The sequence below is a fragment of the Rhodococcus qingshengii JCM 15477 genome, assembly GCF_023221595.1.
Classification (GTDB): domain Bacteria; phylum Actinomycetota; class Actinomycetes; order Mycobacteriales; family Mycobacteriaceae; genus Rhodococcus_F; species Rhodococcus_F qingshengii.
Window position 1 is genome coordinate 2,903,076 of sequence record NZ_CP096563.1, and the last position, 16,128, is coordinate 2,919,203.

General features: G+C 64.4%; 14 protein-coding genes. 7 read left to right on the forward strand and 7 right to left on the reverse strand.

Annotated elements, in window-relative coordinates:
* Positions 1-15 precede the first annotated feature (15 nt).
* The 5 genes from M0639_RS13370 to M0639_RS13390 all read right to left on the reverse strand — a co-directional run bounded on the left by M0639_RS13370 (position 16) and on the right by M0639_RS13390 (position 6,862).
* Positions 16-2,121, reverse strand: coding sequence for a 3-hydroxyacyl-CoA dehydrogenase NAD-binding domain-containing protein (locus M0639_RS13370; RefSeq protein ID WP_058038719.1), 2,106 nt, complete (start codon positions 2,119-2,121; stop codon positions 16-18).
* On the reverse strand, positions 2,122-3,342 hold the full coding sequence (locus M0639_RS13375) for a thiolase family protein (RefSeq protein WP_003942598.1): 1,221 nt from the start codon (positions 3,340-3,342) through the stop codon (positions 2,122-2,124).
* A 161-nt stretch (positions 3,343-3,503) separates the two neighbouring features.
* Positions 3,504-4,793 carry an HRDC domain-containing protein gene (locus M0639_RS13380; protein ID WP_064075376.1) on the reverse strand — a complete coding sequence of 430 codons (1,290 nt, stop codon included), beginning with the start codon at positions 4,791-4,793 and terminating at the stop codon, positions 3,504-3,506.
* A gap of 11 nt (positions 4,794-4,804) precedes the next feature.
* Positions 4,805-6,211, reverse strand: a complete 1,407-nt coding sequence (locus M0639_RS13385; protein WP_003942594.1) for a WS/DGAT/MGAT family O-acyltransferase — start codon at positions 6,209-6,211, stop codon at positions 4,805-4,807.
* Between the two features lie 60 nt (positions 6,212-6,271).
* Positions 6,272-6,862, reverse strand: a complete 591-nt coding sequence (locus tag M0639_RS13390; RefSeq protein WP_003942604.1) for a DUF3000 domain-containing protein — start codon at positions 6,860-6,862, stop codon at positions 6,272-6,274.
* Between the two features lie 168 nt (positions 6,863-7,030).
* Between M0639_RS13390 and hemE the strand changes: the two genes are divergently transcribed.
* The 7 genes from hemE to M0639_RS13425 all read left to right on the forward strand — a co-directional run bounded on the left by hemE (position 7,031) and on the right by M0639_RS13425 (position 14,297).
* Positions 7,031-8,128: a uroporphyrinogen decarboxylase gene (gene hemE, locus M0639_RS13395; RefSeq protein ID WP_003942625.1), complete on the forward strand. Its 1,098-nt coding sequence runs from the start codon at positions 7,031-7,033 to the stop codon at positions 8,126-8,128.
* On the forward strand, positions 8,125-9,486 hold the full coding sequence (locus M0639_RS13400) for a protoporphyrinogen oxidase (protein WP_058038721.1): 1,362 nt from the start codon (positions 8,125-8,127) through the stop codon (positions 9,484-9,486). The genes hemE and M0639_RS13400 overlap by 4 nt, the downstream gene beginning before the upstream one ends.
* A 4-nt stretch (positions 9,487-9,490) precedes the next feature.
* On the forward strand, positions 9,491-10,186 hold the full coding sequence (gene hemQ / locus M0639_RS13405; protein ID WP_003942644.1) for a hydrogen peroxide-dependent heme synthase: 696 nt from the start codon (positions 9,491-9,493) through the stop codon (positions 10,184-10,186).
* Positions 10,187-10,240: 54 nt separating this feature from the next.
* Entirely contained in the window at positions 10,241-12,517 is a 2,277-nt protein-coding gene (locus M0639_RS13410; RefSeq protein WP_064075375.1) for a molybdopterin guanine dinucleotide-containing S/N-oxide reductase, read from the forward strand.
* Between the two features lie 82 nt (positions 12,518-12,599).
* On the forward strand, positions 12,600-13,073 hold the full coding sequence (locus M0639_RS13415; RefSeq protein ID WP_231915018.1) for a YbaB/EbfC family nucleoid-associated protein: 474 nt from the start codon (positions 12,600-12,602) through the stop codon (positions 13,071-13,073).
* A complete protein-coding gene (locus tag M0639_RS13420) occupies positions 13,066-13,377 on the forward strand; it encodes a hypothetical protein (RefSeq protein ID WP_003942588.1) in 312 nt (103 codons plus the stop codon). The genes M0639_RS13415 and M0639_RS13420 overlap by 8 nt, the downstream gene beginning before the upstream one ends.
* Complete coding sequence (locus tag M0639_RS13425; protein ID WP_003942627.1) at positions 13,377-14,297, forward strand: WXG100-like domain-containing protein; 921 nt, start codon at positions 13,377-13,379, stop codon at positions 14,295-14,297. The genes M0639_RS13420 and M0639_RS13425 overlap by 1 nt, the downstream gene beginning before the upstream one ends.
* Before the next feature lie 54 nt (positions 14,298-14,351).
* Here the strand turns inward: M0639_RS13425 and msrB are convergent, their stop codons facing one another.
* Together msrB and M0639_RS13435 are read right to left on the reverse strand one after the other, a co-directional pair.
* Positions 14,352-14,783: a peptide-methionine (R)-S-oxide reductase MsrB gene (gene msrB, locus M0639_RS13430; RefSeq protein WP_003942631.1), complete on the reverse strand. Its 432-nt coding sequence runs from the start codon at positions 14,781-14,783 to the stop codon at positions 14,352-14,354.
* Between the two features lie 9 nt (positions 14,784-14,792).
* On the reverse strand, positions 14,793-16,076 hold the full coding sequence (locus M0639_RS13435; RefSeq protein ID WP_042449935.1) for a glycosyltransferase family 87 protein: 1,284 nt from the start codon (positions 16,074-16,076) through the stop codon (positions 14,793-14,795).
* Positions 16,077-16,128: the final 52 nt, after the last annotated feature.

Sequence of the window (16,128 nt, forward strand, 5' to 3'; positions counted from 1 at the left end):
GGTCGATCGACTGACTCAGACGCTGGCAACACCGGGCGCGAGGAAGCGCTTGCCGTTGACGGCCTCGGAGGTACCGGTCCGGTCCAGGTACGGCGTGATGCCGCCGTTCCAGAATCCGAATCCGCCGCCGAGCAGCAGGCAGAGGTCGATGTCCTCGGCTGCCGCTACGACGCCCTCGTCGAGCATGATCTGAATTTCCTCGGCAAATGCACGACGTGTGCGCTCGAGGACCTCTTCCGAAGTTGACACCTTGTCACCCTGCGGCCACAGTGCGGCGACCTCGGGGTCGACGGCCTGACCGTTCTCGCCCCAGGTCCACACGCCGGGCTTGCGGGCCTCGACGAGTGCTTCGAGTCCGGGTGAGCTCTTGAACCGGTCCGGGTACGACTCCTGCAGGGTCTCACCGGTGTGCAGTGCCACTGCGGGTCCGACGAGGGCCAGCAAGGTGAACGGCGACATGGGCATGCCGAGTTCGGCGATGGCATTGTCTGCGACGTCGAAGGGGGTGCCTTCGTCGACGGCGGACATGACCTCACCCAAGGTGCGGGTGACGAGGCGGTTGAAGACGAAGCCGGCCTTGTCGCCGCAGAGGACGGCGGACTTCTTCAGCGACTTCGCGGTGGCGAAAGCCGTTGCGAGAGTGGCATCATCGGTCTTGCTGCCCTTGATGATCTCGAGGAGGGGAAGAACGGCCACCGGGTTGAAGAAGTGGAAGCCGACCACACGCTCGGGATGCTCGAGGCCGGACGCCATTTCCGTGATGGAGAGCGAAGAGGTGTTGGTGGCGAGGATGGTTTCGGGAGCAATGAACTGCTCGAGTTCCGCGAAGACCTTCTTCTTGACGTCCATGTTCTCGAAGACGGCTTCGATGACGAAGTCGGTCTTGGCGAACGCGGCCTTGTCGAGGGAACCGGAGACGAGCGCCTTGAGGCGGTTCGCAGCGTCGGGGGACATGCGCCCCTTGCCCTGGAGCTTCTCGATCTCGGTGTGGACGTAGCCGACACCCTTGTCGATGCGTTCCTGGTCGATGTCGGTCAGGATGACCGGCACCTTGAGCTGGCGGACGAAGAGCAGCGCGAGCTGGCTGGCCATGAGGCCGGCGCCGACGATGCCGACGCCGCTGACCTTACGAGCGAGCGAGCGGTCGGGTGCTCCGGCGGGACGCTTGGCGCGCTTGTTCACCAGATCGAAGGCGTACAGACCAGCCCGGAGCTCGTCCGTCAGCAGAAGATCGGCAAGAGCCTCGTCCTCGGCCGCGAAGCCCTTGTCGAGCGAGGCGGCATCGGTGATGTCGGTGCTGCGAGCCAGTTCGAGCAACTCGACGGCCTTGACGGCGCCGGGAGCGTTGCCCTTGGTCTTGCCGTCGACGATCGCCTTCGCACGAGCAATCGCGTCGTCCCAGCCCTGGCCACGATCGATCTCGGGGCGAGCGGGGGACACTGTGCCGGCGAGGACCTGCGACGCCCAGGCGAGGGACTGCTCGATGAAGTCGGCGGAATCGAGAACGACGTCGACGACGCCGAGTTCGAGTGCCTTCTTGGGGGAGAGCACCTTGTTCTGGTTCAGCGAGTTCTCGATAACCACGGTGACGGCGTTCGACGGGCCGACGAGGTTGGGGAGCAACTGCGTTCCGCCCCAACCGGGGACCAGACCGAGGAATGCTTCCGGAAGACCCAGTGCGCCCGCATTGGCGGCAACCGTGCGGTAGTGGCTGTGCAGTCCGACCTCGAGGCCGCCGCCCAGAGCGACACCGTTGATGAAGGCGAACGTGGGAACGGACGACTCACGCAGGCGTCGGAACACCTTGTGGCCCAAGCGGCCCAGCTCGAGTCCCTGCTCACGAGAGGTGATCGCGGGAACACCCTTGAGGTCCGCGCCGGCGGCGAAGATGAACGGCTTGCCGGTGACGGCGATGGCAACCGGGTTGGCGGCAAAGGCTTCGTCGAGGGCGGCGTCGAATGCTGCGAGTCCGCCGGGACCGAAGGACGACGGCTTGGTGTGGTCGAAGCCGTTGTCGAGGGTGATCAGTGCAAACGGGCCCTCGATGCCGGGGACCGAGATGATCTTCGTGTAGGCGTTCGTCACGACCTCGTCGGCGAATGCTGTTGCAATATCAGACATTTAGTTGACTCCTGCCTGGTAGTCAGCGTGGTTCGGGTTCTCCCAGATGACGGTGCCGCCCATGCCGAGGCCGATGCACATGGTGGTCAAGCCGTAGCGCACGTCGGGGCGTGTCGCGAACTGGCGGGAGAGCTGCGTCATCAGGCGAACGCCCGAGGAAGCGAGGGGGTGGCCACACGCGATGGCGCCGCCCCACTGGTTGACGCGCGGGTCGTCGTCGGCGATTCCGTAGTGCTCGAGGAACGCGAGGACCTGAACGGCGAACGCCTCGTTGATCTCGAAGAGTCCGATGTCCTCGATCTTGAGGCCGGTGCGTGCCAGCAGCTTCTCGGTGGCGGGAACCGGGCCGATGCCCATGACGGCGGGGTCGACGCCCTGGTAGGCGAAGCCCACCATGCGCATGCCGACCGGCAGGCCGAGCTCGGCTGCGGTGTCCTCACCGGCGAGCAGTGCTGCGGTGGCACCGTCGTTGAGTCCGGCTGCGTTACCGGCGGTGATGCGTCCGGCCGGGCGGAACGGCGTCTTGAGCTTCGCGAGATCTTCGACGGTGGTTCCGGGGCGCGGCGGCTCGTCTTCGGTGGCCAGACCCCAGCCCGCGGAACTGCGGGTGGCGACGGGGACCAGGGTGTCGGCGATGAAGCCGGCCTTCTTGGCAGCGTCGTACTTGTTCTGGCTGTTGACGGCGTAGGCGTCCGTGCGGTCCTTGGTGATGGTCGGGAACCGGTCGTGCAGGTTCTCGGCGGTGTTACCCATCACGAGGGCGCTCGGGTCGACCAGGCGGTCGGCGAGGAAACGCGGGTTGGGGTCTGCGCCCTCACCCATCGGGTGGTGACCCATGTGCTCGACGCCACCGGCGATCACGACGTCGTACTGGCCGAAGCCGATGCCCGACGCGGTGGTGGTGACGGCGGTCATCGCGCCGGCACACATGCGGTCGATGGCGAATCCGGGAACGGTTTCGGGGAGACCGGCGAGGATCGCAGCGGTGCGGCCGATGGTCAGGCCCTGGTCACCGGTCTGCGTGGTGGCTGCGACGGCAACTTCGTCGATCCGTGCGGGATCGAGCTGCGGGTTGCGGCGAAGAAGCTCACGAATCGCCTTGACGACGAGATCGTCTGCGCGCGTGTCGGCGTACATGCCTTTCGGGCCGGCCTTGCCGAACGGGGTGCGAATGCCGTCGACGAAGACGACGTTGCGTTGGTTGTTTGTGGATGGAGCCACGCGAATTCCTCCTGATGGAGCTGCCCACCGCACCGAAGGGCGGTGAGACGTTGGTTCGGCGATCACGGCCAGGCGTCCGGCCTCGTATCGAGCGTACTACTGCCCATTACTGACCGGTAACTTAACGTGCCGAATTGCTCCAACCTCACACCGGGGTCAGGTCAGGATTCCGGCTCTTCCACTTCGGGCTCGGCCGGGACCACGGAGTCCAGTGCCTCGGCGAGGACGGGAACGGTCAAAGTGCGTTGCCAGCCACGTGCGCCACCGGAAGTGAGCTTGGTCTCGATCGCACTCTCGACTTCGGCGATGTCCGAGTCCGGTTCCAGTTTCCAGTCCCAGCACAGGCGCCTGACCAGGTCGGGTTGGAGCAGATTCTCCACGGGCACCGAAACCTCTTTGCTCAGGTCCGACAGTGCTGCGCGCGCCGCGGTCAACCGATCAGCCGCCGCTGGATCCTGGCGGGCCCAGCGGCCGGCAGCGGGCGGCCCGACGATGGGCGGGGTTTTCGGCGGAAGCTCGCTGTCGGGGAGCCTGCGCGCGGCTTCCAGTGCGTCCATCCAAATACGCGAATACCGGCGTTGACGTGGTCCGCCGAAGACGGGAAGCGAGCGGAGCGCATCCAGCGACCGAGGATCTTTGAGAGCGGCATCGATGATCGCGGAGTCAGGAAGAACCCGACTCGGAGACACGTCGCGCTTGCGTGCGAGATCCTCGCGCGCCTGCCACAGCGCCCGTACCGCCGCCAACTGACGGGTGGTCTTGAGTGAGGTGATGTGCGACGTACGACGCCAGCGGTCCGGTTTGGGCTTGGGCGGGCCGGCCAGACGGATGTACTCGAACTCTTCCTTCGCCCAATCGAGTTTGCCTTGGGATTCGAGTTCGGCTTCCATTGCGTCGCGCAGTTCGAGAAGCACTTCGACGTCGAGGGCGGCGTAGTTCAACCAGGCGTCCGGCAGCGGACGTGTCGACCAGTCCGCAGCCCCGTGACCCTTGCGAAGTTCCACTCGCAGGGTTCGTTCCACGATCGCGGCGAGTCCGACTCGCTCGAACCCGGCCAGTCGTCCGGCCAGTTCGGTGTCGAACAGCTCGGCCGGCGTCAGGCCCAGTTCGGCGAGGCCGGGGAGATCCTGATCGGCAGAGTGCAGCACCCATTGCAACGGGTTGATCACCTCGGCCAACGGCTGCAGGTCTTGCGCTGTCGGAATCGGGTCGAGAAGGAACGATCCTGCTCCTTCGCGGCGAAGCTGGATCAGGTACGCCCGTGCCGAATAGCGGAATCCGGATGCGCGCTCGGCGTCCACGGCGAGCGGGCCGTGGCCGGAGGCCAGCGCGGCCGCGGCGTCGGCGACACCGGCGGCAGTGGTGATGACGTCCGGAACTCCGTCACGCGGAACGAGCAGCGGAACTACGTCGGAGGTGGGCTCGGTTGCATCATCGGTGACTTCGGACATGGTCACTGACTCTACGTCGCAGTCGGGGCCGGGGTTGTCACCTCAGCGTCGAACAGTTCGTCGAGTGCGGCTCCGAAACCTTGCGCGAGCTGGTCCAATTCGGGTGCCAGATCGGAGCAACTGACGATGCCGACGTCGAGTTTTCCGTCGAGAGACATCACCGTCACGTTGAGACCTGCTCCGTGAAAGATCGGGCCGAGCGGGAACATTCCCTTGATCTGGGCACCGAGGAAGTAGAGCGGGACCGGCGGTCCAGGCACATTCGACACGACCAGGTTGGACACGACGGGGTGACGCTCGGCGAGTTTGAGCGACGAGTACACGCGCATGGCGGCGCCGAACACCGCCGGCGAAGCGAACTGCGACCAGTCCTGGAGCATGTTCGCGCCCAGAGCCTCGTTGTGGTTCTTCGAGGTGGCGTTGTAATCGCTGATCGCGTGCAGGCGTTCGACCGGATCGGCGATCTGGGTGCCGAGTTGCGTGAACATGCCCGAGATCTGGTTCGTGCCCGGACGATCGGATTTGCCGTGGACCGACACCGGCACCATGGCGACGAGGGAGTCCTCCGGCAGTTCGTCCCGGTCCTCCAGATACTTACGCAGTGCCCCGGCGCAGAGCGCGAGAACCACGTCGTTGACCTTGACGCCGTGACGGTCCTTGACGGCTTTGACCTTCGCGAGATCGAGTTGGCTGAACGCGACGTTGCGGTGACCGGTGATCGCGCCGTTGAACGAGGTCCGCGGCGCGGTGAACGGAGCAGGCATCGCTTCACCCTTTCGCGCACGCGTCACCCACTTCGGGAGCATGGCGATTCCGCCCGGGACCAGACGGGCAATTCTTGCGGGCCGGGCGATGACGGCCATGAGTCCGCCGATCGCGATGTCCAGCGTTCCCGCGTCGCCCGCACCCTGTGCTGTGGGATCCACGAGCGCCGGTGAATCCGGTTCGAGACTGCACAGCTGAGCCAGGATGTTCGCGCCGGTGACACCGTCGGCAGCGCTGTGATGGATCTTCGACATGACGGCGATCTGTCCGTCGGCAAGTCCCTCGATGACCCACATCTCCCACAGCGGTCGGGAACGATCCAGCGGTTGGCTCGCGATGTGTCCGGCGAGCTCTGCCAGTTCCGCGTGTGTGCCGGGAGCAGGTACCGCGGTCCGATGGCAGTGCCGCTCGATGTCGAAATCGTGATCGTCGACCCACACGGGGTAGTCGAGATTGAGACGGGAATCTTTGAGTTTGCGCCGGAAGGTCGGCATGGTGGCCATTCGCGAGTCCAACTCGCGAAGCAGCTTCCGGTAGTCGTAGCCGCCCGGGATGGTCGTGGGGTCGAGCAGGACAAGTCCACAAACGTGCAATAGCTGGGTCGGTGTTTCCAAGTAGAGGAAGGTCGCGTCGAGTCCGCTGAGACGTTGCATGACTCATTCTAGAACAGGTTCTAGTATTTTTCCGGGGGAATGCTCAAACGAGTGAAAGAGTCAGTCGTTCTGCCGCGACAGCGTGGTTATCCCGGCAGGCGGAAGCCCCGCCGCGTACGCGAGAACCTCGCAGAAAGCCTCGACGTGGTGAGCCAATTCGGACGAAGTTGCAGTCCAGGACGCTCGCAACTCCAGTTGATGGGCTCGCGGAGGCCCGGCGATGTCGCCGTACCGCACGGAAGTTGTAGCTGTGACCGTACCGCCCAGGGCCACAAAAGGTTCCGGTCCGGCCTCCAAAGCGTCCACCAGCCAACTCCAGGCTACTTCGGGAAGTAGTGGATCCGCGGCGACGGCTTCGTCGAGATCGGCCTGGATGTACGCCACCAACCGCATGGTGCCGTTCCACGCCTCGTCGCCGTCCGGATCGAACAACAGGATCAGGCGGCCGAAAGCGTCACCTTCGGACTGCTCGGCCACGACGTCGGAGTCCGGGTGGAGAACCTCGGCCCCCACCGCGTGGCTGTACGGAGCGAGGCGCTGCGGCGGGCGGATGGGACCGACCTCTATCTCGGGCCGAACCCGCGCAGCGGTCATCGCCTCCACGGCGGCACGGAACTCGGCCGGGTCGGCTGTCGATCCGGATGTCGTCACAGGTCAGGACGTTAGTCGGGGATGCGGGCGGGGAGGTGGAGGCGCGCCGACCGAGTGTGGCTCGGGTGTGTGGCCGCTCACGAACCGCTCGGGTGTCCGATCCCGAGTGTGGGACGTGGCAGCATTGAGTCGATCGAAGACACACGTTGGCGGAGAGCGCGAGGACTGATGAGCGGGTTGGACAACATGAATTCAGGCATTACCGGGTCGGCGGAATACAGCGCTCGGCGAGTCTTGCCCGACGCACCGTTGCTTGCCGCGGCGACCGGACGCACTCCGAGTCGACGGCCGGTGTGGTTCATGCGTCAGGCCGGGCGTTCGTTGCCGGAGTACCGCGAGATCCGCGCCGGGATCGGCATGTTGGAATCTTGTTTCGATCCGGCGCTGGTCTGTGAGATCACGATGCAGCCGGTGCGCCGTCACGACGTGGACGCGGCAATCCTGTTCTCGGACATCGTCGTTCCACTCAAAGCCGCGGGAATTGATCTCGACATCGTTGCCGGCGTCGGACCGGTGGTCGCCAATCCGATTCGCTCCATCGCCGACGTTGCAGCACTCCCGCGACTGGTTCCCGAAGAGGTAGGCGCAATCGCGCAGGCCGTTCGGCTTCTCACCACCGAGTTGGGCTCCACGCCGCTGATCGGCTTTGCCGGAGCGCCGTTCACTCTGGCGTCGTATCTGGTCGAAGGTGGTCCGAGCCGGAACCACGAGAAGACCAAAGCGCTCATGCACTCCGATCCGAAGACCTGGCACGCGTTGCTCGGAAGTTTGGCCGACACCACGATCTGCTTCCTGCAGGCGCAGCTCAAGGCGGGCGTCGACGCGGTCCAGCTGTTCGACTCGTGGGCCGGCGCGCTCTCGCTGGCCGATTATCGGGAATTTGTCCTGCCGCATTCCGAGCGAGTGTTCGCCGAGGTTGCCGCTGCCGGCGTCCCGCGTATCCACTTCGGTGTCGGCACCGGTGAACTTCTCGGCGCGATGGGGGAGGCAGGCGCCGACGTCGTGGGTGTCGACTGGCGGATTCCGCTCGACGTCGCGGCTGGTCGTGTCGGTCCGGGTAAGGCGCTGCAGGGCAACCTCGATCCCGCCGTACTGTTCGCGGGCCCCGAGGTGATCGATCGTGAGGTGCGCCGGATCGCCGCCGAAGGGGACCGCGCGATCGAGGCCGGTGCCATCGGCCACATCTTCAACCTCGGCCACGGAGTTCTTCCCGACACCGATCCCACGGCGATCACCGCGGCGGTGGAGCTGGTGCACTCGCTGTGACGACCAATCGGCCGTCGGTCGCGGTGATCGGAGGAGGAATCTCCGGTCTGGTTGCCGCGTACCGGCTTCGGCGCAGTCTGGGCTCCGAAGCGGACATCACGATCGTCGACGACTCACCGCGACTGGGCGGGAAGCTGCGAACGATTGATCTGGGCGGTGGCCCGATCGACATCGGTGCCGAGGCTTTCATCGCCCGTCGGCCGGAAGTTCCTGCGCTTCTCGCCGAGCTGGGTCTGACCGATCAGATCGTCTACCCTGCGGGGCTGAGCCCGTTGATCTGGTCTCAGGGATCACTGAGTCGGTTGCCCACCGGAACCCTGATGGGAATCCCGGCATCGGCGGAGTCGGTGAGAGATCTTGTCGACGAGCAGACCCTGGCTCGCATCGCCGCCGAGGCCGGCGTCCCGCTGGAGTGGACCCGCGGTTCCGATTGCAGTGTTGCCGAACTGGTTTCGCAGCGATTCGGTGATCAGGTGGTCAGCCGATCGGTGGATCCGCTTCTCGGTGGGGTGTATTCGGGGCTGGCGGAGACCATCGGCGTGCGTGCAGCTTTGCCGACACTCGCTGCGGCCCTCGATGCGGGCTCTCGGAGCCTCACGGATGCAGTCGCAGCCGCATTGCCGACGCCTGCACCGGGGCCGGTGTTCGGAGCGCTCAGAGACGGGTACGGCATCCTGCTCGATGCGCTGCAGCAGGCCGCCGACGCGACCTTCGTCCGCGGCGAGGCTTCTGGGTTGCGCAGCGACGGGGCTGGTTGGAACGTCGATCCGCTCGGAAGCGTCGACGCGGTGATTCTGGCCGTCCCGGCGCCGCGCGCAGCGGCGCTGTTGGCCGGAGTCGATGCGGATGTTGCGAGTACCGTCGCTCGGATCGAACTGGCGTCGTCCGCGGTGGTGGCGCTCCGGTTGTCCGGGCAGGTCGAACTTCCGCAGAATTCAGGGATCCTGGTAGCCACCGACGCCGACCTGACCGCCAAGGCGTTCACGCTGTCGAGTCGAAAGTGGACACACCTCGCTGATCGCGGTGAGCACCTCGTTCGGGTGTCGTTCGGTCGATTCGGTGCATCGGAGATCGTCGACCGGTCGGATGGCGAGTTGATCGACTTCGCGCGCGCCGATCTCGAGACCGTGACCGGAATCACCGAGGAGCCAGGCGCGACCTTCGTACAGCGGTGGCACGGAGGTCTTCCCCAATACGCCCCAGGTCACACGGAAATCGTGGCTGAAATCGAGTCCGGGATGACGCAGTTCGACGGCCTCGCCCTGGCCGGGTCGTGGCTGCACGGCGTCGGGGTTCCGGCGTGTGTCGCAGTCGGCACGACGGCGGCTACACGGATATTCGAGCGAGTGGCACGATAGACCCATGGCACGCCTTGATTTCGACAAACTGAACTCTGAAATCCGTTACCTCATGTTCTCCGTGTTCCAGGTGGAACCCGGTGTGCTGGGCGATGATCGGGAAGCTGCGGTCAAGGACGCCCGCTTGTTCTTCGAGGGTCTCGAAGACAAGGGCGTCGTGGTTCGCGGGATCTACGACGTCGCCGGCCTGCGCGCCGACGCGGACTTCATGATCTGGACCCACGCGGCCACCATCGAGGAACTGCAGGCCGCGTACGCGGATTTCCGTCGCACCACCGTCCTCGGACAGGCCAGTGCTCCCATCTGGAGCAACTCGGCGGTGCACCGCCCCGCGGAGTTCAACAAGAGCCACGTGCCCTCGTTCATCGCGGGTGAGGATCCGGGCGACTACATCTGCGTCTACCCGTTCGTCCGCTCGTACGAGTGGTACCTGCTCCCCGACGAGGAGCGTCGCAAGATGCTCGCCGATCACGGTATGGCTGCTCGTTCGTACAAGGACGTTCGCGCCAACACGGTCCCGGCCTTCGCCCTGGGGGACTACGAGTGGATTCTCGCGTTCGAAGCACCCGAGCTCATTCGTATCGTCGATCTGATGCGCGATCTACGTGCCACCGAAGCTCGCTTGCACGTTCGCGAAGAGGTGCCGTTCTTCACCGGCCCGCGCGTGGACATCGAGAAGCTGGTCCTTTCCCTTCCCTGATCTGCTTCGAAAGTAGTTCCTGTGACAACTGCACCGAACCGGCGTCGTCAACACATGTCCCATTGGGGAATGTTCACCGCCGAATCGGTCGCCGGCGAGGTGACCGCCGTGCATCCGTACGAGGGTGATGCGAATCCTTCGCCGATGCTCGGGAACCTCGCCGGTTCGGTGCGCAGTCGGGCTCGTGTTTCGGGCCCGGCGGTGCGTCGGGGTTGGCTCGAGAACGGGCCGGGTCCCAGCGACCGACGTGGAGCCGACGAATTCGTCTCGGTCTCCTGGGACGAACTGACCGAACTCCTCTCGCGTGAACTACGTCGCGTGGTCGACGCGCACGGAAACAAGGCGATCTTCGGCGGCTCGTACGGCTGGGCCAGCGCCGGCCGATTCCATCACGCGCAGAGCCAAGTTCACCGATTTCTGAATCAGCTGGGTGGATACACCAAGTCAGTTCACAGCTACTCGCTCGGTGCCACCGGTGTCATCATGCCGCGTGTGGTCGGAACGCACTGGAAGTTGTTCGCGCGCTCCACGTCGTGGGACGTCATCGCGAAGCACTCCGAACTCCTCGTCTCGTTCGGAGGAGTGCCGATCAAGAACACCGGAGTCAATGCCGGTGGTACGAGCGATCATCCGACGCGCGGGGCGCTCGACGCGTTTCGTGCCCGCGGCGGAAAGATCGTCTCCTTCAGTCCGTTGCGTGACGACGTCGAGGGTGACTGTGAGTGGATCGCACCCGTTCCGGGAACCGACGTTGCAATCATGCTTGCCCTGGCCTTTGTCCTGGCGTCGGAGGACCTGCACGATCGCGATTTCCTGGGCCGTTTCTGCGTCGGTTACGAACGCTTCGAGGATTACCTGCTCGGACGTTCCGACGGTGTACCGAAGGATCCGCGCTGGGCGCAGAAGATCTCCGGTGTGTCGGCGGAGTTCATCACCGACCTGGCTCGGAGAATGGCGTCTGGCCGGACGCTGGTGACCGTCACGTGGTCGTTGCAACGCATCAAACACGGTGAACAGGCACCGTGGATGGGCGTGACACTCGCAGCGATGCTCGGCCAATTCGGGCTTCCGGGTGGAGGTTTCGGGCACGGCTACGGTTCGATGAACGAGCCGGGTCTGGCTCCGGTGCCGTATCCCTTGCCGACCTTCTCGCAAGGTGTGAATCCGGTGTCGGATTTCATTCCGGTAGCCGCGATTTCCGACCTGCTGCTTTCGCCCGGGGAGGAGTTCGATTACGACGGCCGACGCTTGACCTATCCCGACATCCGGTTGGTCTATTGGGCCGGTGGCAATCCGTTTCACCACCATCAGGATCTCCCGAGGCTGCGACGGGCATTTGCGCGTCCGGACACGATCGTCGTTCACGATCCGTACTGGACGCCGATGGCCCGCAACGCCGACATCGTTGTCCCGTCGACCACCTCGCTCGAACGAAATGACCTGAGCTGCACTCGAAACGACCCGCTTCTGGTCGCGATGCAGCAGGTCGTTCCACCTTTCGAGAACTCGCGTGACGACTACGACACGTTTGCCGCTCTCGCTTCTGCGCTCGGATTCGGGGAACAGTTCAGCGAGGGGCGATCCTCACAGGAGTGGATCGAGCATCTCTACGGTCAATGGCGGCCGTTCGTCGATGCAGACGGCGGCAACACACCGACGTTCGAGGACTTCTGGGCAGAAGGGCACTACCGGATGCGAACCGAAGACAACCTCGTGCTCTTCGGTGACTTCCGTGAGAATCCCGAGAAATATCCGCTCTCGACTCCGAGTGGGAAGATCGAGATCTTCTCCGAGACCATCGAGTCCTTCGGCTACGACGACTGCGCCGGCCATCCGCGCTGGTACGAGCCCGACGAGTGGCTGGGTGGACCGCGAGCCTCGCAATTCCCGCTTCACTTGATCGCCAATCAGCCCAAGACGCGTCTGCACAGCCAACTCGATCACGGCGCTGCGAGCCAGGCGTCGAAGATTCAGGGACGCGAGCCGATTCGTATGCACCCCGATGCAGCGGCCGCGCGCGGCGTCTCGGCAGGAGACGTGGTGCGGGTGTTCAACGATCGCGGAGCGTGCCTTGCTGGTGTGATCGTCGACTCGGACTTGCGGAGCGACGTCGTCCAACTTTCCACCGGTGCCTGGTACGACCCGCTCGATCCTGCCGATCCCGACTCTCTGTGCGTGCACGGCAATCCCAACGTTCTGACACCGGACATCGGTACGTCGTCACTCTCGCACGGGTGCACCGGCCAGCACGTTCTGGTGCAGATCGAGAAATTCGACGGGGCCCTGCCGCCGGTCAAGGCGTTCGATCCGCCCGTGCTTCGTTCACGCTGACGGAACCGATCGGCCACCTCTCGCGTCGAACCTCGTGAGCGCCTGAATCAGGTGTCACGATCTATCGAAGGTGGGGGCCATCGTGAGTGCAGCGGATGTTGGTTCGATGCGGGGGCAAGTCGAAGTACTTCGGGCTCAGATCAATTCGATGCAGCACGTTCTGTTGGAGCGGACTCGATCGCTGGCGGACTTGCAGGAGAGGATCGCTCGAGCGACGGCGAGCGCGCGTTCGAGTGACGGCAGCGTGGAAATCGTCGTCGACGCCTCGGGGGCGGTGGTGGGAGTCGATCTCTCGGGGAGTTCTTACGCCAAGCATTCGCCGGCAGCGTTGGGGAATCTGATCCTGGCTACGGCCGCGTCTGCGGCAGAAGACATACGCCGACAGGTTGCCGAGATGACGAAGCCGCTCACGGAGGCGGCCGGAATCGACTTGCCGGACCTGGTTCCGGGCGTGCTCGGATTGCGCGAGATTCTCGAACCTCGTCCGAGCTCCACACCGGCTTCCTGCGACGAGAACTGGGACCGCACCGTTCTGAGGAGCTCCGGCAATGTCTGAGCTGGGCGTGAATGTGGCCGCGATGAAAAGTGCTGCACCAGCCTTCGCGGTGGTCGCTGCCGATCTCGACGAGGCGCGGAGCGCTCTCGACGCAGTGGTCGCCGCCGAGGAGGGTTGCTGGGGCACTGACCAGTTCGGATCCGCATTCTCAGGCGCGTATGTTCCCGGTGCTGAGTCAGCAGTCGGTGGGATGACGCTGGTCGCGGGCGCGCTGCGCGAATTGACCGCCACGCTGATCGAGATCACCGATCGTTTCGAATCGATCGACACCTCGCTTGCCGACGACATGGCGGGTGGGCTCTGATGGGACTCGAGATTCCAGGCTGGTTACAGGCGGTTGCGTCGGTCGCGGTGGGCAGTGACTGGCCGCAAGGAGACGAAACGGCACTGTGGAGGTTGGGTGATGCCTGGTCAGGCGCGGCCGATCGGATCGAGGCTTCGGCCGCTGCCGGTGGTTACGGATTGCAGGCAGTACTGGCATCGATCGACGGTCGAGCCGGCGACTCGTTGTCTCGGTATTGGTCCGAGGCCGGGGGAGTTGCGGAGGTCTTCGAGCGGTTGTCCTCTGCCGCGGCCGAACTGGGTCAGTCATGCACCGATACCGGCACGGACATCGAGTACACCAAACTGTCGATCCTCGCGGCGCTGGGCGCACTGGCGCTCGAGATTGCCGCCATGGTGGCGGCTGCTGTCCCGACACTGGGTGTCAGTACCGCCGGGGTCGTGGCGGCTGAGGTCGCAACAACACTCACGGTCCGAATGTTGTTGCAGCAATTGTTGATACGAGTGATCGAGGCTGCGGCAGTGGAAGCTGCCGCTGCCGTCTTCTCCGGCCTCGCCATTCAACTCGGGCAGATGACGATGGATCATCGCCAGTCGATCGACGGTGGCAAGGTCGTGACCGAGGGGCGCGACGGTTTCATCAAGGGACTTGCGAACGGAGGGTTGAAGACGACGCCGGATCGTGTCGGCCCTGACCCGAACCCGCTCCCGACCGGTTCGCGAGTGCAGGAGATCGCGCGGGGCGCCTTCGACGACGCGGTGTCGGGAGCGTCCGCTGCGATCGTGACGAAGGAAGTCACGGGCGGCGACGCCTCGTTGACTGACATCACTTCCGGCGCGATCGGTGGCGGGATCGGTTCCGTCAAAGACGGACTTGTCGCTCGCAACGAGGACCTGAATGCGGCCGGTCTGAGCCCGACTGCGCTGAACTGGGACTTCTGAGTGGAAAGTCTCGAATCGTGGGCTACCAGTGACACGGGGTAGCCCACGACCTGGCTACTGAGCGGGCTTGAGAACCAGCGAGATCGAGTTGATGCAGTACCGCTGATCGGTCGGCGTCGGGTATCCCTCGCCCTCGAAGACGTGACCGAGGTGGCTGTGGCACTTCTTGCAGATGACCTCGACCCGGCGCATTCCGAGTGAGCTGTCTTCTTTCAGGATCACGGCATCCGAATCCGCCGGATCGAAGAAGGACGGCCACCCGCAGTGCGATTCGAACTTCTCGGTGCTGCGGAACAGTTCGGCTCCGCAGGCCCGGCAGGAGTAGACACCTTCCGTGGTGGTGTCGGTGTACTCGCCGACGAAGGGGCGTTCGGTGCCGGCTTGGCGCAGGACGGCGAACTCCTCCGGCGTCAGTTTTTCGCGCCACTCGCTCTCGGTGTACGTGACCTCAGGTGTGCTGTCGATGCCATCGTGTGAAGAACTCATGCCTCCACGCTAATGCTTTGTCGCCGTTTCGGCTTCGTGGGCAGGTGAGACGGTATCGAGTGGGGGATCGAGGAGGTACGCGGGATCGATTCCCCGATCCAAGCGGCCCTCTCGACGCGCGACCAGATACCGGTATCCGAGGACACAGAAGATCACGATCAGCAGAAGGCTCCAGCCGAGGGTGCTCTTGGTGTATTCGGCCGCCCGGCCGAAGGTCGGCCAGCGGTTCGACCACCAGCTGTCGAACGTCATGAAGCCGTAGACGGCGAGCCAGGCCGGCCAGTTCCGCATGACCGAGTTCTTGAGCACCACGGACATCAGGAGCGGGAGCAGCATCATCGAGTAGTACATCTGGCCGAGCGAGGGCAGCAGGAACGACGCGGTCATGATCACACCGGTCGCGGTGGTGAGGAAGAACAGTTCGTCGTTGCGGTAGTAGCGGTACAGAAGCCACAGCGAGACGACGACCATGGCGGCCAACACGACGCGCAAGAGCAGGATCAACCATTCGGGCAGACCGAAGTAAGCGCCGTTTCCGACAATCGAACTGTTGAAGTAGTCACGAGATTCGAGCAGGTACGGCACGGTGCGGCGGACGAAGTCCATCGGATCCGACGCCAGCGGCCATGCCACGACCGTGAGAATGAACGGGATGCCCAGGGCGGTGACGAACACCTTCCACTGACCGCGAACGAGTGGCAGCAGGAGCAGCGGCGCGAGAGTGGGTTTCACTGCGATGGTGAGACCGATCGCGGCGCCGGCCCACAGATCCTTCTTGCGCATCAGCAACAGGAGGAAGGCAACTTCGCCCAGCAGGACGAGGCCGTTGATGTTGGTGAACACCAACGTGTTGGTGACCGTCTCCGACATGAACGCGCCGAGCACCAGAATCGGCGCCGCGATGGAACTGATCGTCAGGTCGAACAAGCGCAACAGCAGGTAGAGAGCCACGAGAATGGCGACGGCATTGACACCGATGAACAGCCACCGTGAGCGCTCGGGATCGAGGATCGCCAGGGGTGCCATCAACAAGGAACCCGATGGTGGGTACAGGTAATGGGGGTCTACGGAGTTGAAATCTGCGGTGTAGACGTCGCGCCCGTTCCAGAACGCCAGCGCGGCGTTGTAGACCGGTCGGAAGTCATCGGTGATGGCGCCGTTGACTGCTGTGACGATGACACGATTGAGCACTGTCATCACGGCGATCGGCCACAAAACGAAGTTGACGACTTGTTGGGTTGTCCGCCCGGTACGCGGCTCGAGCTGTCGAAGGAACACTTCGGCACGGTACACCGGAGCAGGGTGTGATCGGGGGATGCACCCCTTTTCGGTCGTGGTGGACGAG